This is a genomic window from Alcaligenes sp. (assembly GCF_050255915.1).
GTDB classification, from domain to species: domain Bacteria; phylum Pseudomonadota; class Gammaproteobacteria; order Burkholderiales; family Burkholderiaceae_B; genus Alcaligenes; species Alcaligenes aquatilis.
The window spans coordinates 125825-151921 of sequence record NZ_JBFWIQ010000005.1; the positions used below are offsets into that span (position 1 = coordinate 125825).

Below are 26097 nucleotides of genomic sequence, written 5' to 3' on the forward strand. Positions count from 1 at the left end.
AAGACCATGCTAAAAAAACATAGATCAAAAGCAGTGACCGAGGGCGTGACCCGCACCCCACACCGAGCCTTTCTGCGTGCAACGGGCCTGGATGATGATGACCTGGACCGCTCGATGGTCGCCATCATCGGAACCGCCGGAGACAACACACCCTGTTCCAAATCGCTGGGCCCGCAGGCAGACAGTGTGCGTCTGGGGGTTGCACAGGGCGGTGGCGTGCCCGTCATGATGAACACGATTTCCGTGTCTGACGGCACCTCCATGAACCACGCTGGCATGCGCATGAGTCTGGTCTCGCGCGAGATGATTGCCGACAGTATGGAAATAGCCGTGCGTGGTCACGCCTATGATGCTTTGGTCGGTTTGGGTGGTTGCGACAAGACGCTGCCCGGCACCTTGATGGCTATGGCACGGCTTAACGTTCCCTCGGTGTTCATTTATGGCGGTTCCATGTTGCCGGGCTACTCGCCCGATGGCACTGAAAACACCGTGCTGACTGCTATTGAAGGGGTGGGTCGCTACCAGACTGGGGCGATTTCCCTGGAGCAGTTGCACGGCATCGAGCGCACCTGTGCCATGACCGTGGGCTCCTGTCCGGGCCAGTTCACCGCCAACACCATGGGTATGGTGGCAGAGGCTTTGGGTATGTCCTTCCTAGGTTCCTCGACCACGCCAGCGGTTTACAGCCAGCGGCACGCACTGGCTCGCCGCGCCGGTCGCCGCGTGATGGAGATTCTGGAAAACGGTGGTCCTTTGCCGCGTGATCTCATTACCCGCAAGAGCCTGGAAAATGCCGCGGCGGCTGTGGCGGCGACGGGTGGCTCGACAAACGTAGCCTTGCATATCCCCGCCATTGCACACGAAGTAGGTATCCGCTTCACCATGGATGATCTGGCTGAGGTGTTCAACCGCACGCCGCTGATTGCCGACTTGCAGCCCGGTGGCCGTTATCTGGCACGCGATCTGGACGTGATCGGTGGGGTGCCCGTCGTGCTCAAGGCCCTCTTGAAGAGCGGCCACCTGCACGGCGATGCCTTGACCATTACCGGCGAAACCTTGGCCGAGGCCTTGGAAAGCTTCCCCGATGTTGATGGTCGTATCGTGCGTAGCAGTGATCAGCCTATTCATGCGTCAGGCGGTCTGGTTGTACTCAAGGGCAATCTGTGTCCGGATGGGGCCTTGCTGAAGATTGCTGGCTTGAAGTCTCTGGTTTTTGAAGGCCGCGCCCGTGTCTTTGAAACCGAGGAAGATTGCATGGCCGTAGTGTCCAGGCAGGCCTACGAGACTGGCGATGTGCTGATCATTCGCAATGAAGGCCCCAAAGGCGGCCCCGGCATGCGCGAGATGCTAAGCGTTACCGCCGCCATTTACGGCCATGGCAATGGCGAGAAAGTGGCACTGCTGACCGATGGCCGTTTCTCGGGTGCGACACGCGGCATGTGCATCGGCTATGCCAGCCCTGAAGCGGCAGCCGGTGGGAACATCGGCTTGGTGCGTGACGGTGACCGTATCACCATCGACGCTACGCAAAGCAGCATGCAGTTGCATGTGTCCGATGAAGAACTGGCTGTACGCCGGGCGCAATGGAAACCCTATGTACGAGATCGTTTGGCGGGTGCGTTGGAGAAGTACGCACGTCTGGTTGGGCCGACCAATGAAGGGGCAGTGACCCATTCGGGTGCTGCCCAGTGGCCGCAAGAACAGCTTGAGGACGTATAAGATGAAACTCGGTTTTTGCGGTTTGGGGTTGATGGGTGCTGCTATGGTGCAGCGCCTGCTGAAAGCGGGCCACGAGGTCAAAGTCTGGAACCGTTCCAGGGAAAAGGCCGAGCCGTTGGCGGCGCTCGGTGCGCAGATTGTAAGTACGCCACGCGAAGCGGCTGAAAGCACCGACGGTGTCTTGCTATGCCTGTTTGATGCCAAGGCCGCCGAGGCCGTGGTGTTTGGCGCGGACGGGATTGCTCAGGCAGCGGGCCTTAAATGGCTGGTGGATCACTCCAGTATCGACCCTGAGGCCACACGCAAGCTGGCCGCTCGTTTGGCGGAGATCTGCGGCGCTGACTGGATTGATGCCCCGGTGTCCGGCGGTATTCCCGGCGTGGAGGCCGGTACGCTGGCCATCATGACGGGCGGTAGCGAAACCCATATGCCTGAAGCCGAGGCCGCCATGTGCGCCTACGCCGGCAATATCACGCATATGGGGCCTTCCGGGACCGGGCAGGCAACCAAGCTGTGCAATCAGGCCATCGTGGCAACTTCGATTGCGGCATTGGCTGAAGCCATTGGCTTTGCCCAGCGCAATAACATCAATGTGGACAAGCTGGCGCCCGCGCTGGCGGGTGGTTGGGCGGACTCCAAGCCCTTGCAGATCTTTGCCCCGCGCATGATAGAGGCCCAGGAAAAAAGTATTGGTGCGCTGTCCACCATGCTCAAGGATATCGACACCCTGATCGCCAATGCCCAACAAAGCGGCGCGCCTATGCCGGTTGCCGCCAGCGTGCAGCAAATGTTGCGCGTGGCAAGCGCCATGGGGCTGGGTCAGGCCGAGGTGTCTGCCTTGGTCAGCGTTGTGCTGCCCGAGCAGCGTGACGCTTTTCTTCGCCAGATAAGCACATAAGGCAGGCTGCCCCATGCAACTATCCGCTAATCTCAGCTGGTTGTATCGGCATCTGGACTGGAGCGAACGCTTTGAGGCTGCGGCGGCCGATGGGTTTCAGGGCGTCGAGATTTTGCTGCCTTACGACTACGCTCCGGCTTGGTACGCTCAGCGACTGCAAGCCGCACAGCTGGAGCTGACGCTGATCAACACGCCTATAGGCGAGGGGCAGGGCAGGTTGGGCTGGGCGGCCATTCCCGGCGCACAGGCCCAGTTCCAGGAAGCCTTTGATCGCGCCCGTGCGGTTGCACAGGCGACCGGGTGCCGTCGTATCCACGTGATGGCGGGTGATGTCAGCCCCTTTGCGCAGGAAGACGGTCGGGCCGCACTGATCAGTAATCTGGAGCATGCTTTGGCCTTGGCTGAAGCGGATGACTTGATCCTGACGCTGGAAGCGCTCAATCGCAGTGATATGGCCGGGTATTTTTATTATTTGCCCGAACAGGTCATAGAGGTGCTCCAGCATTTCAATTCCCCGCGCCTGCGCCTGCAATTTGATTACTACCACTGCGTCAAAGAAAGTTTGGACGTCTGTTCCAGCGTGGCGGCCTGTGCGCCCTGGATCGGCTATGTGCAGATCGCGGGTGCCGATGGGCGCTACGAGCCGGATCTTGCACAATATGATTTGCTGGCTGGCGTGGCGGCCTTGCCCGTCTTGGCTTACGACAGCTGGCTGGGCTGCGAGTATCAGCCTCGTGGGTTGCCGTCAGAAGGTTTGGCCTGGTGTCAGCCCTTGCGAGATCGCGGTGTGCTGGCTGCACCACGTCGCCGTGATGCGGCTTGTACACAGGCTGCCGGGAGATAAGCCATGAAGCATGTCTTGATTACTGGCGCCAACGGCTACATCGGTCAAGCGCTTGCCCGTGCGGTAGCCAAACGTCTTGCAGCCAAAGAAATTCAAAGCCTGACGCTGATGGATCTGGCTTTTGAAGAGCAAAGCTATCACCACCTGCCTGGCCTGCGCTGCTTAAGCGGTGACTTGTCCGATGAAACCGTGCTGCAGGCCGCTTTGACGCCAGCGCCCGATACGGTTTTCCATCTGGCCTCGGTGACCAGTCGGCTGGCTGAAGCACATTTTGCGTTGGGCCTGCGCGTCAATATCGCCGGTACGGTGAGCTTGTTTGAGCACTTGCGACACCAAGAGCTGTGTCCTGTCGTGGTGTATGCCAGCAGTATTGGCGTCTTCGGTACGCCGCTGCCCCAGCAGGTAGATGACAACACCCCAGTTGCACCCACCTTAAGTTACGGGACGCAGAAGCGGATGGTGGAGTTGCTGTTGGCCGATTACAGCCGCCGGGGCTTTCTGGATGGTCGCTCGGTTCGTTTGCCTACCGTGGTTGCCAGGCCCATGACGGCTGAAACGGCGTTGTCTTCATTTGCCAGCTCCTTGATTCACGCCCTTGCCGCTGGCAGCACGTACGAGTGTCCCATCGGCCTGCAGGGGTGGATATGGCTGCTTTCCTTGCCCACCTGCGTACAACATCTTTTGACGACGGCGAGCATCGAAACGGCTCGTTTGCCGCAGGGACGAGTGTGGAATCTGCCCGCCCAGCGTCTTCAAGTTGCAGACCTGGTACAGGCTGCCAAATCCCGCTATGGCCGGGGGGCCGATGCGGGTTTGCGTTTTCAGTCCAACCCTCAGTTTGATCAGCAGTTTGCCCAGTGGCCACCGTTGACAACGGCAATCGCCACGCAGTTGGGTATGCAGCATGACGGCGACGTCAAAACCTTGCTTGAACAGGCTCTTGTTTCCTGAAGGGCCTGGCTAACTATACCTATAACGATCTACCACTAAAAAGGATTCCCCATGAAGAACCGATGGATTTCTCGCCTGTTGGGTATTGCCTTAACGAGCCTGGGTGTGGCGGCAGGTCCCGCCAAAGCGGACAAACCGGTGGAGCTGACTTTTTCGGCCTGGATTCCGCAGACACATGTTCTGGTCGCTAATTTCATGAAGCCCTGGGCCAAAGAGGTGGAGCAGGCCACCGAAGGGCGCGTCAAGATCAATTTCCTGACCAAGGCGGCCACTAACCCGGTTGGGCATCTGGATGCGGTACGCAATGGCCTGGTTGATCTGGCCTTTATTTCCTACTCCTATTACCCCGGCAATTTCGATTTGATGAAATTTGCCATGCTGCCGTTTTCGGGCAATAGCGCCGAGTCCACCTCGCTGGCAGCGTGGGATATCTATAGCAAGTATCTGCAAGATGCCAAAGAGCATCGCGGCATCAAGTTGCTGGGCATTTATGGTCACGGCCCGGGCAGTGTTTACACCACAGAAAAACAGGTACAAAACATTGCCGACTTCGATGGCCTGAAGCTGCGTATTGGCGGTGGCATGCAGGCCGATCTGTCCAAGGCGCTGAATGTGAATGCGGTGGTAAAGCCTGCTTCCGAATCGTATGAACTGCTTAGCACCGGCGTGGTGGATGGGGTTCTTTTCCCGCCTGAATCGGTTGTTTCGTTTCGTCTGGACAGCGTCGTCAAACATGCGACGGTTTTTCCCGGCGGTCTTTATGCCGATTTGCACGGCATCATCATGAATCCGGGTGCCTTTGATCGCTTGTCTGAAAAAGACCGCGAGATCGTGATGGGGCTTTCGGGTGAGCATATCGCGCGCATGGGGGGCAAGGCCTGGGGTGATGCGGATGTGGCCGCTCTGAAAACCCTGCAGGCAAGTCATGTGCAGTTTCACCCAGCCAGTAAAGAGCTGATTGCCGCCGTCAAAGAGCGCACAGCTTCGTTCGAGCAAACCTGGCTTGCTGCTGCAAAGGCCAAGGGCATAGACGGGCCTGCCGTGCTGGCCGAGTTTCGTGCCGATCTGAAAGCGCGGGAAAGCGGCCAGTGATCAGCGTATTCAGACTGTCTTGAACCTGCTGGACGCCGCGTGCGCCAGCAGCCCCGGAGCTACAAAGCATGAACTCCATTCTCTCTTTATTAAGAGCGGGTCTTCGGCGTCTGACTGAGTTATGCATGGTCTCGCTGGCCTTGCTGACTTTGGCCGATGTGCTAGGACGCTACATTTTCAACGTGTCGGTGATGGGTGCGGTAGAACTGACGGAAATACTCATGGTGGGGGTGATCTTCTGCGGCATTGTCTTTGCCACCATGGCGCGTGAACACATTGTGGTCGACCTGGTGCCCGTTCCCGGTGGGGATAGGGGGGCGCGAGTCGTTCATATCTCCAGCCACTTGCTGGCAGCGGGGATCAGTGCCTTGCTGGCTATGGTCAGTTGGACACAAGCCGAGTCGGCGGCCGAGTACGCTGATCAGACCACCTTGCTGGGGCTGCCATTGGCTCCGGTTGTTTACTTCATGAGCATCATGCTGTTCGTCAACACACTGGTGGAGTTGGGGCAGCTTGGCCGGAGCAGGAACGCAAAGACGGCCCATCTGGAACAAGAGGCACAGAATGACTGAAGCGCTGATTGGCTTTGCCGCCATGCTCCTTTTGATCTTCCTGCGGGTGCCCGTAGCGTTTTCCATGGCCCTGGTGGGTTTTATCGGTGTTGGCATCATGCGCAACTGGCCCTCGGCCTACGCCATGACCGGCGCAGTGGTGCGTGAAAGCGGTTTTCAATATTTGCTGTCGGTGCTGCCGCTGTTCATCTTGATGGGTAACTTCATTACTCAAGCCAAATTGTCCAAAGAGCTTTACGCTGCCGCCTATGCGTTTTTGGGGCATAGAAAGGGTGGGCTGGCCATGTCTACGGTAGTGGCCTGTGGTGGTTTTGGCGCGGTGTGTGGCTCCAGTCTGGCGACGGCGGCCACCATGTCCAAAGTGGCCTACCCGCAAATGCGTAGGCTCGGTTACAGCCGTGCCTTGGCTTCTGGTTCGATCGCTGCGGGTGGCACGCTGGGCATTCTGATTCCACCCTCAATTGTGATGGTGGTCTACGCCATCTTGACCGAACAAAGCATAGGCAAGATGTTTGCCGCCGGTGTTCTGCCCGGCCTGTTGGCTGTGGGTCTCTACCTCTTGGCGGTCAGATGGACGATCTGGCGCGACCCTAATGCCGGGCCTCCCGGTGAACGCATGAGTTGGAAAGAGCGTTTGAGTGCGCTGCGCGATGTCTGGGGGGTGCTGGTGTTGTTCATTATCGTGATGGGCGGCATTTATGGCGGGGTATTTAGCTCTACTGAAGCGGCTGGGATTGGTGCTTGCGGTGCCTTTCTGTTCGCGCTGCTGCGTGGCCGTTTGACCTGGCAGACACTGTCCAATGTGCTGGTTGAGTCGGCGCGTACGACGGGCATGTTGTTCTTGGTGCTGATCGGCGCCTTGCTGTTTTCCAGCTTTATCAATTTCACCTCCATGCCCAGCGACTTGCAGGACTGGGTGCAGCAGTTCGAGATGAGCCCGATCGTGGTGATTTTGCTGATTTGCGCGATTTATATCGTGCTGGGCAGTGTGTTGGAGAGCATGTCCATGGTCTTGCTGACCGTGCCTATTTTCTACCCGCTGGTGCAGCACCTGGGCTTTGATCTGGTCTGGTTCGGCATCATCGTAGTGGTGGTCACAGAAATCAGTTTCATCACCCCGCCTGTGGGCATGAACGTCATGGTGCTGAAAAGCCTGCTGCCCGACGTGAAGATGGGCACGCTGTATCGGGGAGTCTTGCCTTTTGTGGTAGCGGATATTTTCCGCCTGGCGGTGCTCTTGGCTTTTCCAGTTATTTCGCTGCTCTTGCCCAAATACCTTGGATAAAAACGGATTCGCAACATGATTATCGACCAAAGAACCTATACCATCCCTACCGGCCTGCTGCGCGACTTCCTGTCCCTGTATGCAACGCAAGGGCGTGCCGTACAAATCGAACATCTGGGCGCTTGTCACGGCTACTACACCACGGAAGTAGGCGAACTGAATCAGGTGGTGCATCTGTGGGCATACAAGGATATGGCTGACCGGGAAGCCCGTCGTAACGCACTGGAGGCTGACCCGCGCTGGTTGGCTTATCGTCGCAAGGCCTGTGCTGCCGGTCATGTCATACGCCAGAGCAATGCCCTGCTTAAACAAGTTGATTTCGACGTCTTTACAAGCGAAGCATGACCATGAACCCGAAGATTCTTCAAGCCTGCCCCTTGCCGCCTCCTCTGGCGGGCAAACTGCCTGCCTTGTGTCCGGTTGAAACCCTGAGTGATGCGCCCGATCAAGCGCTGTTCTTGCGTGAGCGTGGCGGCGAGTTTACGGTGCTGGTCACCACAGGAACGCAGGGCGCAGACAAGGGGCTGATTGAGGCACTGCCTAATTTGAAGGCTATTTGTAGCCTGGGCGTGGGCTACGATGCCATCGACCTGGATGCAGTCCGTGCGCGTGGGGTGATGCTGAGCAATACTCCAGACGTTCTTAACGACTGCGTGGCCGACTTGGCGATTGGTTTGTTGATCGATGTGGTGCGTGGCATTTCGGCTTCCGACCGACATGTCCGGCGTGGTGACTGGCCTCGTGTCGGCCCGACCATGCCCAGCACTCGGGTCAGTGGCAAGCGCCTGGGCATGCTGGGTATGGGACGAGTCGGGCAGGTTATTGCGCGTCGCGCTATCGGCTTTGATATGGAGATCCGCTATCACACACGTAGTGCCAAACCCGAGTTGCCTTGGCAGCACGAGCCTTCATTGCTGGCTTTGGCGCAATGGTGCGATTTCCTCATCGTGGCTTGCCCCGGCAGCCCGCAAACTTACCATCTGGTGTCTGCCGAGGTCTTGAGAGCCTTGGGGCCCAACGGCTACCTGGTCAATGTCGCTCGCGGCTCTGTGGTGGATGAAAAAGCCTTGGTGGCGGCTCTTGAGCATGGCCAATTAGGCGGCGCCGGATTGGATGTGTTCGAGAACGAACCCGATGTGCCTGCCGAGTTGTTAAGTAACGAGCGGGTAGTCGTGCTGCCTCATGTAGGGAGCGCAACCCGTGAAACCCGTGCCGCCATGTGCGAGCTGGTGTTAAAGAATGCTGAGAGTTACCTTACGCAAGGCAGTCTTGTGACGCCGGTTAGATTGTAAAGACTGCCTCAGGAATAACGCAGCGGTTTCAAGCTTCTGGCTTGAACTGCTGCTTCTTTCTGAGCCAGTGTTAGCCAGTATTGCCTGGTTTGCAAAGTTTTGAGTACCTGTTAAGCACCAGGTCATGAAGTTGCCCTATTTACAGGGTTGGAGTAATCGCTCTGCTTTCGACTAATGACCAAATACCGAATCTGGAGATGGGTCGTATTAGTGGGAAGTCCGTGACGAGCAGGAGTTAGCTAGCCAAGGTGTCGGCGTATCTGCTTGGTCGCCCCTTATACGATCCTCCGTCTGCCCGTCGTCAGCTTGGTCGCTTGTTCTTGCCAACACGTTCTCCTTTGGCTGAGCAGAAACAGACGTGTTTTCTTTGCATGGAGCGGTGCTTTCAACTATATACTTGATGCTTAAACAATTAAATTGAATCGGGCCTTGTACGCCCGGCATCAGGTGGGAGGCAGCTTGCATCATGCGGCTCAATATTCAAGATTTTCAGGTAGCGGCCCAAAGCAGCCTGCCACGCTTTGTCTATGACTATGTTGCTGGTGGGGCAGAAGACGAACTCTGTCTGGCTCGTAATCAGGCAGATTTGCAGACGCTGACTTTGTCGCCACGCAGTTTGCGTGATACGTCGGCGGTATCAACAGAAATAGAGGTCTTTGGACGCCGATGGGCTGCGCCTTTTGGTGTCGCTCCCGTTGGCTTGATCGATGTCGTGCGTCCACGTGGGGATCTGCACGCAGCGCGTGCCGCAGGCAAGGCGGGCTTGCCGTACATTTTGTCCACTGCCTCCAATAGCCCTTTGGAGCAGGTGCGTGAAGTCTGCGAAGGCCCATGCTGGATGCAGTTGTATGTGATGCAAGACAGGGGCATGGCCAATTCCATTCTGGATCGCGCCCGCCAAGCCGGGTTCGAAGCCTTGGTTTTGACCGTCGATGTGCCTGTAGGTGGTTATAGAGAAAAGGACATACGCCACGGTTTCAAATTGCCGTTTCGTCCAGGCCCCCGCTTATTGTTGGATATGGCTTCGCAGCCCCGCTGGCTGTGGCGTCAGGCTTTGGCCGGCCAACCCCAGTTTGTCAACCTGATGCCCACGCAAGGAGCCACTTCTGCTCAGGCACAGGCAGCACTGCTGGCGCGAAGCATGGACCGCCGCTTGATTTGGGATGATGTCTCCTGGCTGCGTTCCAAGTGGGACGGCCCGTTGCTGATCAAAGGTGTGCTCCATCCTGAAGATGCACGTCAGGCCTTGCATTACGGTGTAGATGGACTGATTGTGTCCAATCACGGTGGCCGACAACTGGACTGTGCGCCTTCAACAATCAGCGTTCTCCCGCAAATCATGGATATCGTCAAAACGCAGATGCCGGTGTTTATCGATAGCGGCTTTCGGCGTGGTGCAGATGTCGCCAAGGCCATCGCTTGTGGAGCGACGGGCGCATTCCTGGGACGTGCCGTCGCCTACGGTTTGGCTCAAGGCGGCGAGCAGGGCGTCTTTGACGTGTTGGGCTTGGTCGCTCAGGAGCTGGAACGGACGATGATTTTATTGGGGGCTTCATGCCCGGCAGATTTGACCCAATGTCTTGTATCCTCTATCGAGTAAGGTGTCCGATGCCCGCTGAAATCTGCGGCGGGAAACTTACTCTTTGGATGTATGGCGTGTGAAAGGAAGCTGTCTTTGCCAAGGCGTGGTCTTTGAGATTACCGGCGCTATTACGAACCTGCTCTATTGCCATTGCAGCATGTGTCGTAAGTCGCATGGCTCTGCATTCAGGGCGCGGGGCAAGGTCAAGACCAAGGAATTTCATTGGCGTCGCGGTCAGGAACTGCTGCGGTTTTATGAGTCATCGCCAGGAGAGCACCGGGGTTTTTGCTCCAGGTGCGGGTCAAATATTTTGACTAAATTCGATCAAAAACCAGAAGAGCTGGGCTTGGCGTTAGGGGTGTTGGACGATGACCCTGGTCTGCGTCCCACTTGTCACGTTTTCGTGGGCTCAAAAGCCGCGTGGCATGAGATTGCTGATGGGCTTATTCAGTACGAGGGGTTCCCGCCTGGCTAGCAGCAAGACTCGGACAGCAGAAAAACAAAACGCCAAGCTTTTGAAAGCTTGGCGTTTTGTTTTATTCGTGGTGCCGGCTAAAGGAGTTGAACCCTCGACCTTCGCATTACAAGTGCGCTGCTCTACCAACTGAGCTAAGCCGGCGAATTGACGATTATAGCCGGAATTTTTGATAAGAAGCAATCACCAGAAAAATATTGATGTGGCCCAAGACTCACAGGCTCAGCCAGTAAGTAGGTTCTGGTTATAAGCGCATGATGAAAATGTCGTTTTAAATGCCTTTCTCCCTACCCATAATCTGATCTATCCAAGCTGTGCTTATATAGAAAGCGCGCAATTGAACATTAGTGACGGGCTCCGAAGGCCGCGTCCGGGAACGTTGGGGAACACCATGAAATTGAAGTCTGTTGTTGGCTCTGCCTTGTTGTTGACGTCTTTGCTGGGTGGTAACGTCAGCGCCCAGGTTTCTTTGCTGAATGCCTCGTTTGATGTGGCGCGCGAGACCTTTGCGGCAATCAACCCCAAGTTTGTTGAGCACTGGAAAGCCACTACGGGCGAAGACATCAAGATTGATCAGTCTTTTGCCGGAACTTCCCGTCAGGCCCAGGACATTATTCAGGGTAAGAAAGTCGATACCGTGACCTTCAACCAGGTCACCGATATTGAGTTCCTGGCCGAGCGCGGCGCGGTGGCCAAGGACTGGGCCACTAAATTCCCGAACAACAGCTCGCCTTACTACAGCACTATCGCTTTCCTGGTGCGCAAGGGCAATCCCAAGAACATCAAGTCCTGGGATGATCTGGTGCGTGACGATGTGAAACTGGTGTTCCCGAACCCCAAGACCTCGGGCAATGCTCGCTACACCTATTTGGCGTCCTGGCTGTATGCCAATGAAGCCTTTGGCGGTGATGAAGCCAAGATCAAAGAGTTTGTCGGTAAGGTGCTGGCTAATGTCGAGAGCTTCCCCACCGGTGGCCGTGGCGCGACAGTGGCTTTTGCCCAGAATGGTCAGGGTGATGTGTTGCTGACTTTTGAATCCGAAGTGCTTAATATTGCCGCCAGCGATGAATTCAAGGGCAGTGAGTTGGAAGTGGTGGTGCCCCCCGTCAGCGTATTGGCTGAGTTCCCCGTAGCCGTGGTGGATCGTGTGGTTGACCAGAAGGGCACCCGCAAGGAGGCGACCGAATACCTGAAGTTCCAGTACACCCCGGAGATTCAGCGTCTGTTGGCTGGTTTCAACTACCGTGTGACGGATCCTGCTGTTGCCAAGGAGTTTGAGTCCAAATACGCACCGGTCAAGTTGATCAACCCCACCGACCTCCTGGGTTCCTGGACTGATATTCAAAGCCGCCACTTTGCCGCGAATGGCGTGTTGGACCAGTTGCTGGCCAAGTAATTCATGAGTCGTACTCTTGTGGGCGGGGCGCAGGATTCCGGGGCGAAGACTGCGCTAAAGCCACTCTTTTTTCTGCGTCGCCCCGTCATGCCGGGTTTTGGGCTGAGCTTTGGCTTTAGCGTCCTGTACCTGTCCATTATTGTGCTGCTGCCTTTGTCGGCCTTGTTCATGTACGTCAGTGACATGAGTCTGGCCGATTATTGGCGTGCGGTCACGGATAAGCGCGTCGTCAGCAGCTATCAGGTTACGATCAGCGCTGCCCTTTATTCCACCCTGACTGCTAGCGTGGTGGGGTTCATTATTGCCTGGATCATCACGCGCTTTGAGTTTCCGGGGCGTCGCCTGATCGATGCTTTGGTAGACCTGCCGTTTGCCTTACCGACTTCGGTAGCGGGTTTGACCTTGGCGACGCTGTTTGTGCCCGGCGGCTGGTTTGGTCAGTTTCTGCCGGAAGGCTGGAAGATCGCCTATCAATACCCCGGCATTGTTCTGGCCATGACCTTCACCAGTTTGCCCTTTGTGGTGCGTATTGTGCAGCCCGTGATTGAAGAGCTGGGGGCCGAGTACGAAGAGGTTGCCCACACACTGGGTGCCAGTGGCTGGCAGACGTTCAGCAAAGTGGTGTTTCCTCCGCTGATTCCTGCGCTGGTCACGGGAGCCTCCCAGGCTTTTATCCGCAGTTTGGGTGAGTTCGGCGCAGTCATCATGATTGCTGGCAACATTCCCTACAAAACCGAAGTATCGTCCCTGATGATTTTTGTGCGCCTACAAGAATTCAACTATCCGGCGGCGGCGGCGATTGCCTCGGTGATCTTGATCGCCTCCTTGCTGCTGCTGTTCACCTTGCAACTAGTGCAGAATCGCTTGTTGGGCTGGCAGCGGAGGGCGTCATGAGAAAAACACCTAAAAGCACGGCTGATCGCCTGATTCTGGCCTTGGGCATTGCCTTGGTGCTGGGTCTGCTGGTGGTCCCCCTGATACTGATCTTCTCCAAAGCCTTGGGCGATGGTTTGCCAGCTTTATGGAGCAATCTGCAAGAGGACTACATGCTGCACGCCATTGGGCTTACCCTGTTTGTGGCGGTGCTGACGGTGCCCCTGAACATGGTCTTTGGCATTCTGCTGGCCTGGTGTCTGACGCATTACGAGTTTCGTGGCCGCCGTTTGCTCAGTACCTTGGTGGATTTGCCTTACGCGGTTTCTCCGGTGGTAGCTGGCCTGTGTTATCTGGTGGTCTACGGTGTGGAGTCGTCTCTGGGACAGTGGTTAAGCGCACGTGATATCCAGTTGATGTTCGCCTGGCCGGGAATCCTGATGGTCACGATCTTTGTGACCACGCCTTATGTGGCCCGTATCCTGATTCCTATCATGCAGGCGCAAGGTTCGGACGCGCAGGCGGCGGCGTTAAGTCTGGGTGCCAATGGTTGGCAGATCTTCTGGCACGTCACGCTGCCGGATATCAAATGGGCCTTGCTGTATGGCGTGGTGCTGACCAATGCTCGTGCGATTGGCGAGTTCGGCGCGGTGTCCGTGGTGTCTGGCACCATCATGAATCAGACCTTGACCTTGTCCCTGCTGGTGGATCAGTTGAACAACGATAACAAGGCGGCTGCGGCCTTTACAGCGGCTGCGCTACTGGCTCTATTCGCCATCGTGTCCGTGATGCTCAAGAGCCTGCTGGAGTGGCGTGTGGCGGCTGGGCGTCGTCGCAATCAGGCTGAGGCGGTGCAGTAGGGGTAGAACTTAGCGTGCTTAATTAAAGAGAGTGTTCTTGGCCGCGCTCAGTGACAATGCAAGTGCTTGGGTGACCGGTTCTACTATTTGATATCTGTAGTAGAACTGGTTATCCAAGAGGTAAAAAAGGCTCCTTACGGAGCCTTTTTTGTCTGCGTCGAACGCGCCTTATTTGACGATTTTCAGGTGCGAGACCTTGTCAGCGTCTTTTTTGGCAACGGGCGCTTCCGGTGTCGCTTCAGGGGCTGCCTCTGGTGCTTCGCCTTCCGCGTAAGGCTCGGATTCGACGACCTCAAAACCCATGCCAGCGCCTGTTTCGCGTGCGTAGATGGCCGATACGGCCGCTACGGGCACGAAAATGTCTTCCGTGACACCGCCGAAGCGGGCCTGGAATTCAATGTAATCGTTACCCAGGATCAGGCCATTGGTGGCCAGATGCCCAATATTCAGGGTGATTTGACCATCCTGAATATGGCCGCGTGGAACAACAGTGTTGGCGTCTACTGTGACCACAATGTGTGGTGTGTATCCGTGATCGGAACACCATTCGTGTAGAGCGCGCAACAGGTAGGGTTTGGTAGAGGTCTCTTGCATAATGAATTAGCGACGCATGACTTTTTCGGAAGGCGTCAGCGCTTCAATGTAAGCAGGACGCGAGAACACGCGCTCGGCGTACTTTTGCACAGGAGCAGCGCTCTTGGGCAGTTCGATACCGTAGTGGTCCAGGCGCCAGAGCAGGGGAGCGATCGCCACGTCCAGCATGGAGAATTCTTCACCCAGCATGTATTTGTTCTTGAGCAGGATCGGAGCCAACTGCGACAAGTGGTTGCGGATTTGCTGACGGGCCAGTTCTTGTGCCTTGGCATCCGTGTTGCGGCGGTCTTCCAGGGCAGCCACGTGTACAAACAGTTCCTTCTCGAAGTTGTACAGGAACAAGCGAGTACGGGCGCGCATGGTAGGGTCCGCAGGCATCAGCTGAGGATGCGGGAAACGCTCATCAATGTATTCATTGATGATGTTCGATTCGTACAAGATCAGGTCACGTTCTACCAGGATGGGCACCTGTCCGTAGGGGTTCATGACGGCGATATCTTCAGGCTTGTTGTACAAGTCGATGTCGCGGATCTCGAAATCCATGCCTTTTTCAAACAACACAAAACGGCAGCGCTGTGAGAATGGGCAAGTTGTTCCAGAGTAGAGCACCATCATGGTAGGAGATTCCAGTCGTAGAAATAAAAACAAGAGCCTCACGGCTCAGAACTTAAAACCCTGCAGAGGGTTTTAACAATAAAAAGCCGGGCAGGCTAGTTAGGCCTGCCCGTCTAGCATAGCGTTTTACTTGATGTCTTTCCAGAAAACGCTGTTCAGGCGCCATGCAACGGCAAAGAACAAGAGCAGGAACAGGATTACGCCCACACCAATTTTCTTGCGCTCCAGTTGCACAGGTTCTGCCATCCAGTCCATGAAGTTGGCCAGGTCGGCGACATCGCTGTCGTACTTGGCAGCCATCTTGGCATTGACAGGCTCGAGCTTGACCGAGTCGGAGGCATGGCCAGTGTAATTGTCCAATACTTCTGTCTTGACGGACGAGAAGCCGGCGGGATCGTAGCTGGCGACTGTCTTGACCCACTCTTTGCTGCCATCGTCTTTGGCGGTTTCAGCCACGGTCGTACGGTGCAAAGTCACACCACCTTGGCGCTCCCACATGGCGTGAGGCATACCCACGCTTGGGAAAACCAGGTTATCCCAGCCTGTAGGACGGGATGCGTCACGGTAGAAAGTGCGCAGGTAGGTGTAGATGTAGTCTGCGCCGCTAGGGCCCAGGTTGGTGGACTTGGCACGTGCAATCACGGACAGGTCAGGAGGAGCAGCACCAAACCATTTTTTGCCCATTTCCGGGGTCATGGCGATCTTCATCAGATCACCCACCTTGTCCGAGGAGAACAGCAAGTTTTTCTTGATGTCTTCTTCGGTCAGGCCGATATCTGTCAGCTTGTTGTAGCGCATGGAGTTGGCGCTATGACAGTTCAGACAGTAGTTCACAAACAGTTTTGCGCCATTTTGCAAAGCCGCCATGTCATTCATGCGGTCGGGCGCGCGCTCCAGGGCATAGCCACCTTCGGCGGCCACAGCCACCGTGCAGGTAAGGGACAAGGCCAGAGCGCCAAGCAGTTTTTTAATCATGGTCATTCCGTTTCGTGTTGGGGGCCTAGTGAGGGCGGAAAGTCACGCGATCAGGTTCGGGTTTGAATGTACCCATGCGGCTCCATACTGGCATCAACAGGAAGAATGCCAGGTAGATCACCGTACCGATCTGGCTCAGCAGGTTGAACAAGTCGTTCGGGGCCTGCGTGCCCAGGTAACCCAAGATCAGGAAGTTGATGATGAAAATCGCGTACAGCACTTTGTGCCAGGTAGGACGGTAACGAATCGACTTCACAGGCGATTTGTCCAGCCAAGGCAGGAAGAACAGGATCACGACCGTACCACCCATGGCCACCACGCCCCAGAACTTGGCGTCGATAACACGCAGCAACACAGCAACAGCGATCAGGATGGCTGGAACAGCCAGACGCCAGATACCGGGCAGCTTGCCTTTGACGAACAGCACCAGCGCGCCCAGCACGGAAGCACCGGCCAGAACCCAGGTAAAGTCAGCGGTTGTGGCACGCAGCATGGAGTAGAAAGGCGTGAAGTACCAGACAGGCGCAATGTGTGGAGGAGTCTTTAGCGCATCGGCTGGGCTGAAGTTGTTGAACTCCAGGAAGTAGCCGCCCATTTCAGGGGCAAAGAACACAATCGCGGCAAACACAATCAGGAAGCCAGCCACACCCAGGATGTCGTGTACCGAGTAGTAGGGGTGGAAGGGAATGCCATCCAAAGGACGACCTTGTGCGTCTTTGGGGCCGTTCTTGATTTCGATACCGTCAGGGTTGTTGGAACCGACTTCGTGCAGCGCGATCAGGTGAGCCACAACCAGGCCCAGCAGGACCAGAGGCACAGCAATGACGTGCAGCGCAAAGAAGCGGTTCAGGGTGGCGTCGGACACCACGTAGTCACCACGGATGAAAATAGCCAGGTCAGGACCAATGAAAGGAATGGCCGAGAACAGGTTAACAATCACCTGGGCGCCCCAGTAGGACATCTGGCCCCATGGCAGCAGGTAGCCCATGAAGGCTTCAGCCATCAGACAGAGGAAAATGGCAACGCCAAAGATCCACACCAGTTCACGAGGCTTGCGGTAAGAACCGTAGAACAAGCCGCGCAGCATGTGCAGGTACACCACCACGAAGAACATGGAAGCGCCTGTGGAGTGCATGTAGCGGATGATCCAGCCACCGGGCACTTCGCGCATGATGTACTCAACCGACTCAAAGGCCAGTTTGGCATCAGGCTTGTAGTTCATGACCAGAAAAATACCAGTCACAATCTGGATGACCAGCACCAGCAGTGCCAGGGAACCAAAGAAGTACCAGAAGTTGAAGTTCTTCGGCGCGTAATATTCTGACATGTGCTCTTTGTACATGGATGTCAGGGGGAAGCGCCTGTCAATCCATCCCAAGAGTCCTGTCGTTTCGACGGTTTTCTCGCCAGCCATGAAACGGCTCCTTTATCTTTTTAAATAGTACGTATTGGGTTACAGCCGCCTTAGGCCTTGTTGTTTTCGTCTACGCCGATGGTAACCATCGTGCCGTCGGCCGAGAACTCGTAGGGCGGGATTTCCAGATTGTCCGGAGCAGGCTTGTTGCTGTAGACCCGGCCGGCCAGGTCAAACGTGGAGCCGTGGCAGGGGCACAGAAAGCCGCCTTCCCAACCACCGGGCAGACCGGCGCCAGCGCCAGCGGCCAGATGCGGGGTAGGGGAGCAACCCAGGTGGGTGCAAATACCGATACAGATAAAGATTTCAGGGCGACGCGAACGGTATTCGTTCTTGGCGTACGCGGGGGTGTAGCCGGGACGGTCCGAGTCAGGGTCGGCCAGTTGGCTATCGAGCTTGGGCAGGGCGTCCAGTTGCTCTTGGGTGCGGTGCAGAATCCAGACCGGTTTCCCGCGCCATTCAACGGTGCGCATCTGACCGGGGGCGATATTGGAAATATCAACCTCTACGGGAGCGCCGGCCGCTTTTGCTTTCTCCGAAGGAGCAAAGGAGCTGACAAAGGGAACAGCTGTTGCCACACCAGCAACACCACCTAATGCACAGGCGGTGGCGACCCAGGTGCGGCGCGAAGGATCGGGCGGAAGATTGAAATCAACCGCGCCTCTGGCATCGGGCTGTGTCGTGTTCTGACTCATTCTAGTATCCTTATTCCTGCCCGGCTCGGGCAATACCACAATTTACGGATTTGGGCCTGGGTATATTATTCAACCGCACATTATACGCGTTACCCAGCGCAGCATAACTTGATCAAAGGTGAACATATGAACAAGGCTCGAGGTTTCCTGAACGAATTCCGGGAGTTCGCCGTTAAAGGCAACATGATGGACCTTGCGGTCGGTGTCATTATTGGCGCTGCTTTCGGCAAGATTATCGACTCGCTGGTAAAAGACATCATCATGCCCGTCATCAGTTTCATCCTTGGCGGCGAGGTGAATTTTACCAATCAGTTCACAGTCTTGCGTAGACCAGAGGGCTTTACCGGCCCAGAAACCCTGGAAGCTTTGAGGTCGGCAGGGGCTGTTGTTCTTTCGTGGGGTAGCTTCCTGACCATTTTGATCAACTTCATCTTGCTGGCCTTCGTGGTGTTTTGCATGGTCAAGATGATTAACCGTATGCGCGCCACGGTGGCCAAGGAAGAAGCAGCGGAAGTCGTTCCCGCGCCAACCCCTGAAGACGTGCTGTTGCTGCGTGAGATCAGGGATTCGCTGAAAAAATAAAAGCCCAAACGTATCAAAGCTTTAAGGTGCCTTTCGGCACCTTTTGTTTATGTAAACCCACCGGCAGGGCCAAGTTTGCCCGCGCCGGATGCCTGATTTTAGCCTTTCCTGGCCTGGGCTTGTCTAGCCATGCGGGGCTTTAAAGCTTGTTCAAGGTCATATGTGCTGGTTTTTGGTGAAGTCAGATCGGGTTGTCCATGTCGATGAACTCGACCTCAATACCAAATTGACGCGCAATTTCCTCACCCAGAGCTTTGGCACCGTAGCGTTCGGTGGCATGGTGACCGGCAGCCATGAAGGCAATATTGTTTTCCTGTGCGCTGTGAAAGGTCTGTTCTGAGGCCTCACCGCTGATATAAAGATCGGCTTGGGCGGCAACGGCACTATCAATAAAACCCTGTGCGCCTCCCGTGCACCACGCGATTCGGCGGACTTTTCGTTGTAAATCACCAACAATTAGTGGTTTGCGGTGTAAGTTATTGCAAACTGTCAGGCCGAATGTTTCCAGTGAAACGGGGGCAGGCAGTTCACCCAGCCAGACCAGTCCGTCCGGGCCACAGGTTTGTGCCAAGCCGTTTGCATCACGGAGCACCTCAATGCCTAATTGCCGAGCCAGTTGAGCGTTGTTGCCAAACTCGGGATGCGCATCCAGGGGCAGGTGATAGCCCAAGAGGTTAAGCTGATGCGACAGGACGCGTTCGATACGAGTTTTTCGGGTGCCAACAATACATGGGTTCTCGTTTTTCCAGAACCAGCCGTGGTGTACCAAAATTGCGTCCGCCTGGCGGGCAATAGCGGCATCAATCAGCGCCAGCGAGGCCGTTACGCCGGTGACAAGTTTGCCAATATAGGGCTTGCCTTCGACCTGGAGCCCATTGGGACAGTAGTCTTTGAAACGGGTGATATCCAAGGTGCTATTGAGCCAGTTGGCCAGTTCTGCCGTTGAAACCTGAGTCATGGAAATCCTTATCTGAAAGAGTGCTATGCGTCGATTGTGGCTAGTATTTGCTCAAGCGGTGACGATCTGCTTAGCGGGTTTTTTTATTGTGGTGACATTCAGGCCTCAGTGGTTGGGAGCACCCCAGTTACCCGTGCGCACAACTGATGCGGTGGTCATGCCGGCACCGGTTCCTTCTTTACTGGCCCCTGTCGCCCAGGAGAGCCCCTTGTCTTATGCCTCGGCGGTCACCCAGGCCGCGCCGGCTGTCGTTAATGTGTACACCAGCAAGTATTTGGAAGGCAATTCTCCCTTGCTGGAAGACCCCGATTTGCAACGTCTGTTCCGTGAACTGCCTGATCTGATGGGGCGTCGCTCCACAATCAACCTGGGCTCGGGCGTGATCGTACACGAACAAGGCTATATCCTGACCAATTACCATGTGATCGAGGCGGCCGAAGCCATTGAGGTGGCCTTGTCGGATGGGCGTCAGGCCAAGGCTCGCTTGATTGGTTCGGACCCGGAAAGCGATCTGGCTGTGCTCAAGATCGATCTGCCCAAACTGGTGGTGATCCGGACACAGTCCCAGGATCAGTTGCAGGTGGGAGATGTCGTACTGGCTATCGGCAACCCTTTCGGAGTGGGGCAAACCACCACAATGGGTATTGTGTCGGGGCTGGGGCGCAATCGCCTGGGTATCAATATTTACGAGAACTTTATCCAGACAGATGCGGCAATCAATCCGGGCAATTCTGGTGGTGCCTTGGTGGATGTGACGGGCCGACTGGTGGGGATCAATACCGCTATTTATTCTGAAACCGGAGGGTCGCTGGGAATCGGCTTTGCCATTCCTGCTTCGACAGCGCTGGCCATTATGGACGAGATCATTCGTAATGGAGAAGTGACGCGGGGTTGGCTGGGGCTGGAGCCGCAGGACATCACGCCAGACTTGGTCAAGAGCTTCAAGCTGAAAAGTGATGCGGGTGTGATTATTGCCAGCGTGCAGCGTCATGGCCCGGCTGCCGAGGCCCATTTGCTGGTTGGGGATATCGTGTTGGGGTTGAATGGTCAGTCAGTGACCGATTCAATTGATCTGCTCAACCAGATTGGCCCCGTGCAACCTGGACAGACCGTGACGTTACGTGTGCTGCGCGATGGCAAGGAGCTGGATGTTCCTGTCAAGGTTGGTATGCGGCCTCAGGTGCGCAAGTAAGGTCAGCAGCTTCCCTGCTTTTTCCTGGTGGGGTGCCCCTCGAAGAAGGGTTGAAGGGCCATGGCCTTGAGGGCTGTACCGGTTTTTGGCTGTTTTACAGATCGTAGCGGCACAAGGGCTTTGCAACGCGTCTATAAAAGAATGGCTCTCTAGGACTGCTCTTTTTGGAGCAGGGCAAGAGAGCCATTTTTGGGCCTGCACTGACAAAAACCTAGCGTGTACAGACCGATGTTGCTTTGACCGTTTTACAGGTCCAGCTCACGGCCTTCGCTGCTTTCCGTTTCTCGTTTTTTGATCAGGCTGGCGGCCAGAATCCCTAACTCATAGAGCAGGCATAGCGGAGTTGCTAACAGAAGCTGGCTGACCACGTCCGGTGGAGTAACAATAGCAGCGATGACAAAGGCACCCACAATGACATAGCCACGGATTTCACGCAGCTTGGCTACCGTCACAACGCCTGTTTTTACCAGCAAGATCACTGCGATCGGCACTTCAAATGTAATGCCAAATGCCAGGAACATGGTCATGACAAAACCCAGGTAGGCTTCGATGTCCGGAGCTGGCGTAATCGATTGTGGGGCAAACGTGGCGATGAAATGGAAAACGGTGCGGAACACCACGAAATAACAAAATGCCATGCCAGCGATGAACAGCAAGGTGCTGGTCATGATCAGGGGCAACGCCAGTTTCTTCTCGTGGTTATACAAGCCAGGCGCAATAAAGGCCCATGCCTGATAAAGCACAATCGGCAAGGCCAGCACGAAGGCTGCCATCAGGGTGACTTTGACCGGCACCATGAAAGGGGTAATTACCCCCGTGGCGATCATGCGTGTGCCCTCGGGCAGCGAGCTCATCATGGGCTGTGCCAACACATCGTAAATGGCCGAGGCACCCGGATAGGTAAACAACACGATAAAAATTCCCACCACGGCAATAACGGCGCGTAACAGGCGTGTGCGCAGCTCTACCAGGTGAGAGATAAAGGTGTCTTCTTGAGGCGCGTCGGTGCTCATGCCGTAGGTCCTTTAGCGGGGTGGGCGGGAGCATCCGTAGGACGGGGAGCGTCGTCACTGGCAGGCGCGCTAGGCGCTGGTGGGGCGGCTGCATCCGTGCTTGGCTGGCTGGCAGCCGGTTCTGTTAAAGCGGCGTCGGGCGTTGTAGTCGCGCTGTCAGCGGTATCTGAAAAGGCCTTACGTGCGGACTCCGACGCATTTTGTAGCGTGTCGCGCGCTTCGGTCAGAGGCTGGCTCAGGCTTTTGCCTGTGTCCTGGACCGAGCTGCGTACCGAACGCGCAGCGTCCTCCATCTGGTCTTTGAGCTTATTGACCTCATCCAGATTGATTTCACGTTGGATATCGGATTTGACCTCGGTGACGTAACGCTGAGCGCGGCCAAGCAGATGCCCGGCCGTGCGAGCCACTTTGGGAAGGCGCTCCGGACCGATAACGATCAAAGCAACTACACCAATCAGGAGTAGCTCAGTAAAGCTGATATCAAACATGGAGACTCACGTAAAAGTCAGGTGCGATCGGACTTTTCCTTTGCCTGCACATCGATTGTTTGGGGATCTGCCGTACGCTGGCTGACAGACTCGGGATTTTTCTCGTCGTCGCCAACTTCTTTCATGCCTTCTTTAAAACCTTTGACTGCACCGCCCAGATCCGAGCCGATGTTACGCAGTTTTTTGGTGCCGAAAACCAGGGCGACGATGACCAGAACGATCAACCAGTGCCAAATGCTAAAGCTACCCATAATGTATCTCCCTTAAGCAGCCATGGCTGCGCGTTGTTGCCATGGGCGCTCACCGCCCAAGATGTGCATGTGTAAATGGTTGATTTCCTGCCCGCCATCCAAACCGTTGTTGATGACAATGCGGAAACCGCCTTCTGGGCCGGGGCGACAACCAGCCTTTGCGGCCAGGGAAGGAGCCAAAGCCATCATTTTACCCAACCATTCGCTATCCTGGTCCGATACGTCCTGCATGGAGACGACGTGTTTTTTGGGAATGACCAGAATATGAATAGGAGCCGCTGGGTTGATGTCGTGAAATGCCAGAAAATCCTCGTCCTCGTATACCTTTTTGGACGGGATCTGACCGGCAGCAATTTTACAGAAAAGACAGTTCTCGCTCATAGCAACCTCGGTAGCGAAGCACTCGCTGGGCGAATGCTGAAAATCTAGGTATTAGGACAGTGTAGCGCGACTAGATGACAGGATTACGCTTGATCCTTAGGTCGCGAAGCTTTTTCTTCCAATCCCGATGTGCCTTCACGGCGCAGCAGCTCTGTCAGGACATCACGAGGCTCTAGACCATAATAGGTCAGGGCCACCAGGCTATGAAACCACAGGTCTGCGGTTTCGCAGACAATGCGTTCGCGCTCCTGATCCTTAGCCGCCATGACCAACTCGGTTGCCTCCTCGCCGATCTTCTTCAAGAACGCATCCGGCCCTTTGGCCAGAAGCTTGGCGGCATAGGACGAGGAAGGGTCCCCGCCTTGTGCCGGCAAACGGGACTTCAGAGTGCGGCCAAGATGATCGAGAATAGTCTCGACAGTAGGTTGTTCGTTCATCGGTAAATATGCTCCGGGTCTTTCAGGACGGGATCAACCACCACCCATTGTGCTTGATCGCTCTGGCCTTGCAACTGGCGATAAAAGCAGCTTTCACGTCCCGTATGACAGGCAATCTGACCAAGCTGTTCCACGCTGAGCAAAATAACATCGCCGTCGCAGTCCAGGCGCAAGTCGCTGACATGCTGCACATGGCCGGATTCCTCGCCTTTGCGCCACAGGCGCTGGCGGGAACGCGACCAGTACACGGCACGGCCAGTACTGACGGTCTCTTGCAGGGACTCCTGGTTCATCCAGGCGACCATCAGGATTTTGCCCGTGGCCTGGTCCTGTGCAATCGCAGGGATCAGACCTTGTTCATCAAAGCGGATTTCAGCCAGCCAGGCCGGTAAGTCTGCCATTAGCGTCGCACCTGAATACCTTGCGCAGCCATGAAATCCTTGGCTTCGGCAATAGTGTGTTGACCATAGTGGAAGATGCTGGCGGCCAGCACGGCACTAGCACCACCTTTGATCACGCCGTCGGCCAGGTCTTGCAGGCCACCCACGCCGCCAGAGGCGATAACGGGCACGGAGACCGCATCGGATACGGCACGGGTCAGTTCCAGATCAAAGCCGGATTTGGTGCCGTCGCGGTCCATGCTGGTCAGCAGCAGCTCGCCTGCGCCATAGTCGGCCATGCGGGCTGCCCATTCCACGACATCCAGACCCGTTCCACGACGGCCGCCGTGAGTAAAGACTTCCCAGCGGGGAGCTTCGTTTTCGGCACTGACACGGCGAGCATCAATGGCGACAACCATGCACTGCGTGCCGTGGTGATCGCTGGCAGCACGCACCAGATCAGGGTTGCTGATGGCGGCGCTGTTAATGGACACCTTGTCCGCACCGGCATTGAGCAGGCGCTGGATGTCCGTGACTTCACGGACACCGCCACCGACTGTCAGCGGAATGAAAATCTGGCTGGCCACCTGTTCGATGATCGGCAAGATCAGATCCCGGTTGTCCGAGGTGGCGGTAATGTCCAGGAAGGTCAGCTCATCGGCACCTTGGTCGTTGTATTTGCGGGCGATCTCTACCGGGTCTCCGGCATCGACCAGATCCACAAAGTTGATCCCTTTGACCACGCGACCGGCGGTGACATCCAGACAGGGGATAATGCGGCAGGCTAATTCGTTGGTAGCAACCTGGCTCATGCCGGGTACTCGTCAGCAAACGTTTGTGCCTCGGCAAAATCCAGGGTGCCTTCATAAATGCTGCGCCCCAAAATGACACCTTCAATCCCTTCGTGCTCGACAGCACACAGGTCTTCGATGTCTTTCAGGTTGGTGACGCCGCCCGAGGCGATCACAGGAATCTTGACGTGCTGAGACAGTTTGACGGTGGCTTCGATATTGACGCCTGTCAACATGCCGTCGCGGCCAATATCCGTATAGATAATGGATTCGCAGCCGTAGTCTTCAAATTTCTTGGCCAGGTCCAGTACGTCGTGGCGTGTCAGCTTGCTCCAGCCATCGGTGGCGATTTTGCCGTCACGGGCGTCCAGGCCAACAATGATGCTGCCAGGAAAAGCGCTGCAAGCGTCCTGCAGGAAACCTGGGCTTTTGACGGCGGCTGTGCCAACAATGACATAGCTCATTCCGGCGTCCAGGTAACGTTCGATGGTGTCCAGATCGCGGATACCGCCCCCGATCTGTACGGGAATCTCACCGTCAATGGCCGCAATAATGGATTTGATGGCTTCGCTGTTCTTGGGCTTGCCGGCAAAAGCGCCGTTCAAGTCCACCAGATGCAGGCGCCGGGCCCCTTGCTCGAGCCACTGTGTTGCTATTTTGGCCGGATCATCCGAGAAAATAGTGGCGTCGTCCAGGTCACCCTGGCGAAGGCGCACACAACGCCCGTCTTTAAGGTCGATGGCGGGAATCAAAAGCATGGTCTTTAGCCGTAAAAAACGTAAGAAATACTGGGTCGGAAAAAGTCGAAAAGACGCCAGGAAGCTTTATTGAAAAATCATGGCTTCCAGTTGGCGAAATTCCGGAACAGTTGCAGGCCGTTGTCCGCACTTTTCTCAGGATGGCATTGCAACGCAAAAATATTAGCGTTTGCGATCGCCGAGGTAAAGCGTTGGCCATAGTGCGTCGAACCACAAGTTTGATCTATATGCAGCGGATCGACAAAGTAGCTATGCACAAAGTAAAAGAACGCGCCATCTTCAATGCCAGCCCATAAGGGGTGGTCTTGAGTCTGGTGTACGCGGTTCCAGCCAATATGGGGCACTTTCAGCCCGGTGCCGGAGGCGTGGTCGCTGCTTTTGTAGTTTGGGCCCTCAAAACGGCGCACTTGGCCGGGAATCAGACCTAAACAGGGGACATTGCCTTCCTGACTGGAGTCGAACAGCATTTGTTCGCCTACGCAGATACCTAATAAAGGTTTGCTGCGGGCTGCAGTCAGCAAGGCATCGCGCAAACCGGATTGGTCCAGGTGGGCCATGCAATCGGGCATGGCTCCCTGGCCGGGTAATACAACCCGGTCCGCATCCAGAATGGCTTGAGGAGTTTGAGCAAGAACAATGCGCGCATCAGGTGCAGCGGCATGCAGTGCCCGGGCAACCGAGAAGATGTTGCCCGAACCGTAATCGACAATAGCGATAGTGGTCACGATGTGTGT

31 protein-coding genes and 1 tRNA gene are annotated in these 26097 nt (G+C 56.0%); 16 read left to right on the plus strand and 16 right to left on the minus strand.

From position 1 onward, the window contains the following. The first annotated feature begins 6 nt into the window (after nt 1-6). The 11 genes from ilvD (at nt 7) to AB7E06_RS08130 (ending at nt 10710) form a co-directional block, all read left to right on the plus strand. Nucleotides 7-1719 (plus strand): dihydroxy-acid dehydratase, encoded by a 1713-nt coding sequence (gene ilvD, locus AB7E06_RS08080; protein ID WP_376912514.1) that lies wholly within the window; start codon nt 7-9, stop codon nt 1717-1719. A gap of 1 nt (nt 1720) precedes the next feature. Further along, a complete protein-coding gene (locus tag AB7E06_RS08085; RefSeq protein ID WP_376912515.1) occupies nt 1721-2617 on the plus strand; it encodes an NAD(P)-dependent oxidoreductase in 897 nt (298 codons plus the stop codon). 13 nt (nt 2618-2630) lie between these two features. Further along, on the plus strand, nt 2631-3461 hold the full coding sequence (locus AB7E06_RS08090) for a hydroxypyruvate isomerase family protein (RefSeq protein WP_376912516.1): 831 nt from the start codon (nt 2631-2633) through the stop codon (nt 3459-3461). A 3-nt stretch (nt 3462-3464) separates the two neighbouring features. Continuing rightward, nucleotides 3465-4412, plus strand: coding sequence for an NAD-dependent epimerase/dehydratase family protein (locus AB7E06_RS08095; protein ID WP_376912517.1), 948 nt, complete (start codon nt 3465-3467; stop codon nt 4410-4412). A 51-nt stretch (nt 4413-4463) separates the two neighbouring features. Further along, nucleotides 4464-5504, plus strand: a complete 1041-nt coding sequence (locus AB7E06_RS08100; RefSeq protein ID WP_094198018.1) for a TRAP transporter substrate-binding protein — start codon at nt 4464-4466, stop codon at nt 5502-5504. Nucleotides 5505-5572: 68 nt separating this feature from the next. After that, a complete protein-coding gene (locus AB7E06_RS08105) occupies nt 5573-6076 on the plus strand; it encodes a TRAP transporter small permease (protein WP_234354354.1) in 504 nt (167 codons plus the stop codon). Continuing rightward, nucleotides 6069-7361, plus strand: a complete 1293-nt coding sequence (locus tag AB7E06_RS08110; protein ID WP_094198016.1) for a TRAP transporter large permease — start codon at nt 6069-6071, stop codon at nt 7359-7361. Before AB7E06_RS08105 ends, AB7E06_RS08110 begins: the two co-directional genes overlap by 8 nt. 15 nt (nt 7362-7376) lie before the next feature. Further along, on the plus strand, nt 7377-7706 hold the full coding sequence (locus AB7E06_RS08115) for an NIPSNAP family protein (protein WP_094198015.1): 330 nt from the start codon (nt 7377-7379) through the stop codon (nt 7704-7706). Beyond that, entirely contained in the window at nt 7703-8653 is a 951-nt protein-coding gene (locus AB7E06_RS08120) for a 2-hydroxyacid dehydrogenase (RefSeq protein ID WP_427956192.1), read from the plus strand. Before AB7E06_RS08115 ends, AB7E06_RS08120 begins: the two co-directional genes overlap by 4 nt. A 466-nt stretch (nt 8654-9119) precedes the next feature. Further along, entirely contained in the window at nt 9120-10253 is a 1134-nt protein-coding gene (locus tag AB7E06_RS08125; protein ID WP_321268544.1) for an alpha-hydroxy acid oxidase, read from the plus strand. A gap of 85 nt (nt 10254-10338) precedes the next feature. Continuing rightward, nucleotides 10339-10710: a GFA family protein gene (locus AB7E06_RS08130; protein WP_376912705.1), complete on the plus strand. Its 372-nt coding sequence runs from the start codon at nt 10339-10341 to the stop codon at nt 10708-10710. Nucleotides 10711-10778: 68 nt separating this feature from the next. On the opposite strand, the gene AB7E06_RS08135 is transcribed toward AB7E06_RS08130, so the two are convergent. Beyond that, nucleotides 10779-10854: transfer RNA gene (locus AB7E06_RS08135), tRNA-Thr, on the minus strand. A 247-nt stretch (nt 10855-11101) separates the two neighbouring features. Here AB7E06_RS08135 and cysP point away from each other — a divergent pair. The 3 genes from cysP to cysW are packed head-to-tail and all read left to right on the plus strand — an operon-like array spanning nt 11102 to nt 13839. Then, complete coding sequence (cysP, locus tag AB7E06_RS08140; RefSeq protein ID WP_094198009.1) at nt 11102-12106, plus strand: thiosulfate ABC transporter substrate-binding protein CysP; 1005 nt, start codon at nt 11102-11104, stop codon at nt 12104-12106. Nucleotides 12107-12109: 3 nt separating this feature from the next. Then, complete coding sequence (gene cysT, locus AB7E06_RS08145; protein ID WP_121739843.1) at nt 12110-13000, plus strand: sulfate ABC transporter permease subunit CysT; 891 nt, start codon at nt 12110-12112, stop codon at nt 12998-13000. Continuing rightward, nucleotides 12997-13839, plus strand: coding sequence for a sulfate ABC transporter permease subunit CysW (cysW, locus tag AB7E06_RS08150; RefSeq protein ID WP_094198007.1), 843 nt, complete (start codon nt 12997-12999; stop codon nt 13837-13839). Before cysT ends, cysW begins: the two co-directional genes overlap by 4 nt. Before the next feature lie 168 nt (nt 13840-14007). Here the strand turns inward: cysW and AB7E06_RS08155 are convergent, their stop codons facing one another. From AB7E06_RS08155 to petA, 5 genes are all read right to left on the minus strand, one after another. Beyond that, nucleotides 14008-14433, minus strand: coding sequence for a ClpXP protease specificity-enhancing factor (locus AB7E06_RS08155; protein WP_094198006.1), 426 nt, complete (start codon nt 14431-14433; stop codon nt 14008-14010). A gap of 6 nt (nt 14434-14439) precedes the next feature. Continuing rightward, entirely contained in the window at nt 14440-15048 is a 609-nt protein-coding gene (locus AB7E06_RS08160; RefSeq protein ID WP_094198005.1) for a glutathione S-transferase N-terminal domain-containing protein, read from the minus strand. A 126-nt stretch (nt 15049-15174) separates the two neighbouring features. Then, nucleotides 15175-16029, minus strand: a complete 855-nt coding sequence (locus AB7E06_RS08165) for a cytochrome c1 (RefSeq protein WP_094198004.1) — start codon at nt 16027-16029, stop codon at nt 15175-15177. 19 nt (nt 16030-16048) lie between these two features. Then, nucleotides 16049-17437, minus strand: coding sequence for a cytochrome b (locus AB7E06_RS08170; RefSeq protein ID WP_094198003.1), 1389 nt, complete (start codon nt 17435-17437; stop codon nt 16049-16051). Between the two features lie 50 nt (nt 17438-17487). After that, nucleotides 17488-18132, minus strand: a complete 645-nt coding sequence (gene petA, locus AB7E06_RS08175; protein ID WP_094198002.1) for a ubiquinol-cytochrome c reductase iron-sulfur subunit — start codon at nt 18130-18132, stop codon at nt 17488-17490. A 126-nt stretch (nt 18133-18258) separates the two neighbouring features. Here petA and mscL point away from each other — a divergent pair, with 126 nt between their 5' ends. After that, nucleotides 18259-18714, plus strand: a complete 456-nt coding sequence (gene mscL / locus AB7E06_RS08180; protein ID WP_094198457.1) for a large conductance mechanosensitive channel protein MscL — start codon at nt 18259-18261, stop codon at nt 18712-18714. Nucleotides 18715-18895: 181 nt separating this feature from the next. Here mscL and AB7E06_RS08185 read toward each other — a convergent pair whose 3' ends face one another. Beyond that, the gene (locus AB7E06_RS08185) at nt 18896-19672 is read right to left on the minus strand and encodes a Nif3-like dinuclear metal center hexameric protein (RefSeq protein ID WP_094198001.1); all 777 of its coding nucleotides are present in this window, start codon (nt 19670-19672) and stop codon (nt 18896-18898) included. Between the two features lie 25 nt (nt 19673-19697). On the opposite strand from AB7E06_RS08185, the gene AB7E06_RS08190 reads away from it, so the two are divergent. Continuing rightward, complete coding sequence (locus AB7E06_RS08190) at nt 19698-20864, plus strand: S1C family serine protease (RefSeq protein WP_427956202.1); 1167 nt, start codon at nt 19698-19700, stop codon at nt 20862-20864. Nucleotides 20865-21109: 245 nt separating this feature from the next. Here the strand turns inward: AB7E06_RS08190 and tatC are convergent, their stop codons facing one another. From tatC to hisH, 9 genes are all read right to left on the minus strand, one after another. Then, nucleotides 21110-21877 carry a twin-arginine translocase subunit TatC gene (gene tatC, locus AB7E06_RS08195; RefSeq protein ID WP_094197999.1) on the minus strand — a complete coding sequence of 256 codons (768 nt, stop codon included), beginning with the start codon at nt 21875-21877 and terminating at the stop codon, nt 21110-21112. Continuing rightward, nucleotides 21874-22365 carry a Sec-independent protein translocase protein TatB gene (tatB, locus tag AB7E06_RS08200; protein ID WP_125277144.1) on the minus strand — a complete coding sequence of 164 codons (492 nt, stop codon included), beginning with the start codon at nt 22363-22365 and terminating at the stop codon, nt 21874-21876. Before tatB ends, tatC begins: the two co-directional genes overlap by 4 nt. Before the next feature lie 17 nt (nt 22366-22382). Next, on the minus strand, nt 22383-22616 hold the full coding sequence (gene tatA, locus AB7E06_RS08205) for a Sec-independent protein translocase subunit TatA (RefSeq protein ID WP_094197997.1): 234 nt from the start codon (nt 22614-22616) through the stop codon (nt 22383-22385). Between the two features lie 12 nt (nt 22617-22628). Then, the gene (locus AB7E06_RS08210; protein WP_094197996.1) at nt 22629-22997 is read right to left on the minus strand and encodes a histidine triad nucleotide-binding protein; all 369 of its coding nucleotides are present in this window, start codon (nt 22995-22997) and stop codon (nt 22629-22631) included. Between the two features lie 83 nt (nt 22998-23080). Further along, on the minus strand, nt 23081-23434 hold the full coding sequence (locus tag AB7E06_RS08215) for a phosphoribosyl-ATP diphosphatase (protein ID WP_094197995.1): 354 nt from the start codon (nt 23432-23434) through the stop codon (nt 23081-23083). Then, a complete protein-coding gene (gene hisI / locus AB7E06_RS08220) occupies nt 23431-23835 on the minus strand; it encodes a phosphoribosyl-AMP cyclohydrolase (protein WP_108728395.1) in 405 nt (134 codons plus the stop codon). Before hisI ends, AB7E06_RS08215 begins: the two co-directional genes overlap by 4 nt. After that, nucleotides 23835-24626 (minus strand): imidazole glycerol phosphate synthase subunit HisF, encoded by a 792-nt coding sequence (gene hisF / locus AB7E06_RS08225; protein WP_427956209.1) that lies wholly within the window; start codon nt 24624-24626, stop codon nt 23835-23837. Before hisF ends, hisI begins: the two co-directional genes overlap by 1 nt. After that, on the minus strand, nt 24623-25363 hold the full coding sequence (hisA, locus tag AB7E06_RS08230) for a 1-(5-phosphoribosyl)-5-[(5-phosphoribosylamino)methylideneamino]imidazole-4-carboxamide isomerase (RefSeq protein WP_094197992.1): 741 nt from the start codon (nt 25361-25363) through the stop codon (nt 24623-24625). Before hisA ends, hisF begins: the two co-directional genes overlap by 4 nt. Before the next feature lie 77 nt (nt 25364-25440). Next, a complete protein-coding gene (hisH, locus tag AB7E06_RS08235; protein ID WP_094197991.1) occupies nt 25441-26088 on the minus strand; it encodes an imidazole glycerol phosphate synthase subunit HisH in 648 nt (215 codons plus the stop codon). Nucleotides 26089-26097: the final 9 nt, after the last annotated feature.

Coding starts and splice junctions, on each gene's coding strand:
- petA (WP_094198002.1), bottom strand. CDS start 18,132: ATGAGTCAGAACACGACACAGCCCGATGCCAGAGGCGCGGTTGATTTC.
- hisF (WP_427956209.1), bottom strand. CDS start 24,626: ATGAGCCAGGTTGCTACCAACGAATTAGCCTGCCGCATTATCCCCTGT.
- AB7E06_RS08160 (WP_094198005.1), bottom strand. CDS start 15,048: ATGATGGTGCTCTACTCTGGAACAACTTGCCCATTCTCACAGCGCTGC.
- AB7E06_RS08165 (WP_094198004.1), bottom strand. CDS start 16,029: ATGACCATGATTAAAAAACTGCTTGGCGCTCTGGCCTTGTCCCTTACC.
- hisI (WP_108728395.1), bottom strand. CDS start 23,835: ATGGCAGACTTACCGGCCTGGCTGGCTGAAATCCGCTTTGATGAACAA.
- AB7E06_RS08215 (WP_094197995.1), bottom strand. CDS start 23,434: ATGAACGAACAACCTACTGTCGAGACTATTCTCGATCATCTTGGCCGC.
- cysP (WP_094198009.1), top strand. CDS start 11,102: ATGAAATTGAAGTCTGTTGTTGGCTCTGCCTTGTTGTTGACGTCTTTG.
- cysW (WP_094198007.1), top strand. CDS start 12,997: ATGAGAAAAACACCTAAAAGCACGGCTGATCGCCTGATTCTGGCCTTG.
- AB7E06_RS08170 (WP_094198003.1), bottom strand. CDS start 17,437: ATGGCTGGCGAGAAAACCGTCGAAACGACAGGACTCTTGGGATGGATT.
- tatC (WP_094197999.1), bottom strand. CDS start 21,877: ATGAGCACCGACGCGCCTCAAGAAGACACCTTTATCTCTCACCTGGTA.
- AB7E06_RS08085 (WP_376912515.1), top strand. CDS start 1,721: ATGAAACTCGGTTTTTGCGGTTTGGGGTTGATGGGTGCTGCTATGGTG.
- AB7E06_RS08100 (WP_094198018.1), top strand. CDS start 4,464: ATGAAGAACCGATGGATTTCTCGCCTGTTGGGTATTGCCTTAACGAGC.
- AB7E06_RS08190 (WP_427956202.1), top strand. CDS start 19,698: ATGCGTCGATTGTGGCTAGTATTTGCTCAAGCGGTGACGATCTGCTTA.
- AB7E06_RS08095 (WP_376912517.1), top strand. CDS start 3,465: ATGAAGCATGTCTTGATTACTGGCGCCAACGGCTACATCGGTCAAGCG.
- AB7E06_RS08155 (WP_094198006.1), bottom strand. CDS start 14,433: ATGCAAGAGACCTCTACCAAACCCTACCTGTTGCGCGCTCTACACGAA.
- AB7E06_RS08090 (WP_376912516.1), top strand. CDS start 2,631: ATGCAACTATCCGCTAATCTCAGCTGGTTGTATCGGCATCTGGACTGG.
- cysT (WP_121739843.1), top strand. CDS start 12,110: ATGAGTCGTACTCTTGTGGGCGGGGCGCAGGATTCCGGGGCGAAGACT.
- mscL (WP_094198457.1), top strand. CDS start 18,259: ATGAACAAGGCTCGAGGTTTCCTGAACGAATTCCGGGAGTTCGCCGTT.
- ilvD (WP_376912514.1), top strand. CDS start 7: ATGCTAAAAAAACATAGATCAAAAGCAGTGACCGAGGGCGTGACCCGC.
- tatA (WP_094197997.1), bottom strand. CDS start 22,616: ATGGGTAGCTTTAGCATTTGGCACTGGTTGATCGTTCTGGTCATCGTC.
- AB7E06_RS08115 (WP_094198015.1), top strand. CDS start 7,377: ATGATTATCGACCAAAGAACCTATACCATCCCTACCGGCCTGCTGCGC.
- tatB (WP_125277144.1), bottom strand. CDS start 22,365: ATGTTTGATATCAGCTTTACTGAGCTACTCCTGATTGGTGTAGTTGCT.
- hisA (WP_094197992.1), bottom strand. CDS start 25,363: ATGCTTTTGATTCCCGCCATCGACCTTAAAGACGGGCGTTGTGTGCGC.
- AB7E06_RS08210 (WP_094197996.1), bottom strand. CDS start 22,997: ATGAGCGAGAACTGTCTTTTCTGTAAAATTGCTGCCGGTCAGATCCCG.
- AB7E06_RS08125 (WP_321268544.1), top strand. CDS start 9,120: ATGCGGCTCAATATTCAAGATTTTCAGGTAGCGGCCCAAAGCAGCCTG.
- AB7E06_RS08105 (WP_234354354.1), top strand. CDS start 5,573: ATGAACTCCATTCTCTCTTTATTAAGAGCGGGTCTTCGGCGTCTGACT.
- AB7E06_RS08185 (WP_094198001.1), bottom strand. CDS start 19,672: ATGACTCAGGTTTCAACGGCAGAACTGGCCAACTGGCTCAATAGCACC.
- AB7E06_RS08110 (WP_094198016.1), top strand. CDS start 6,069: ATGACTGAAGCGCTGATTGGCTTTGCCGCCATGCTCCTTTTGATCTTC.
- AB7E06_RS08120 (WP_427956192.1), top strand. CDS start 7,703: ATGACCATGAACCCGAAGATTCTTCAAGCCTGCCCCTTGCCGCCTCCT.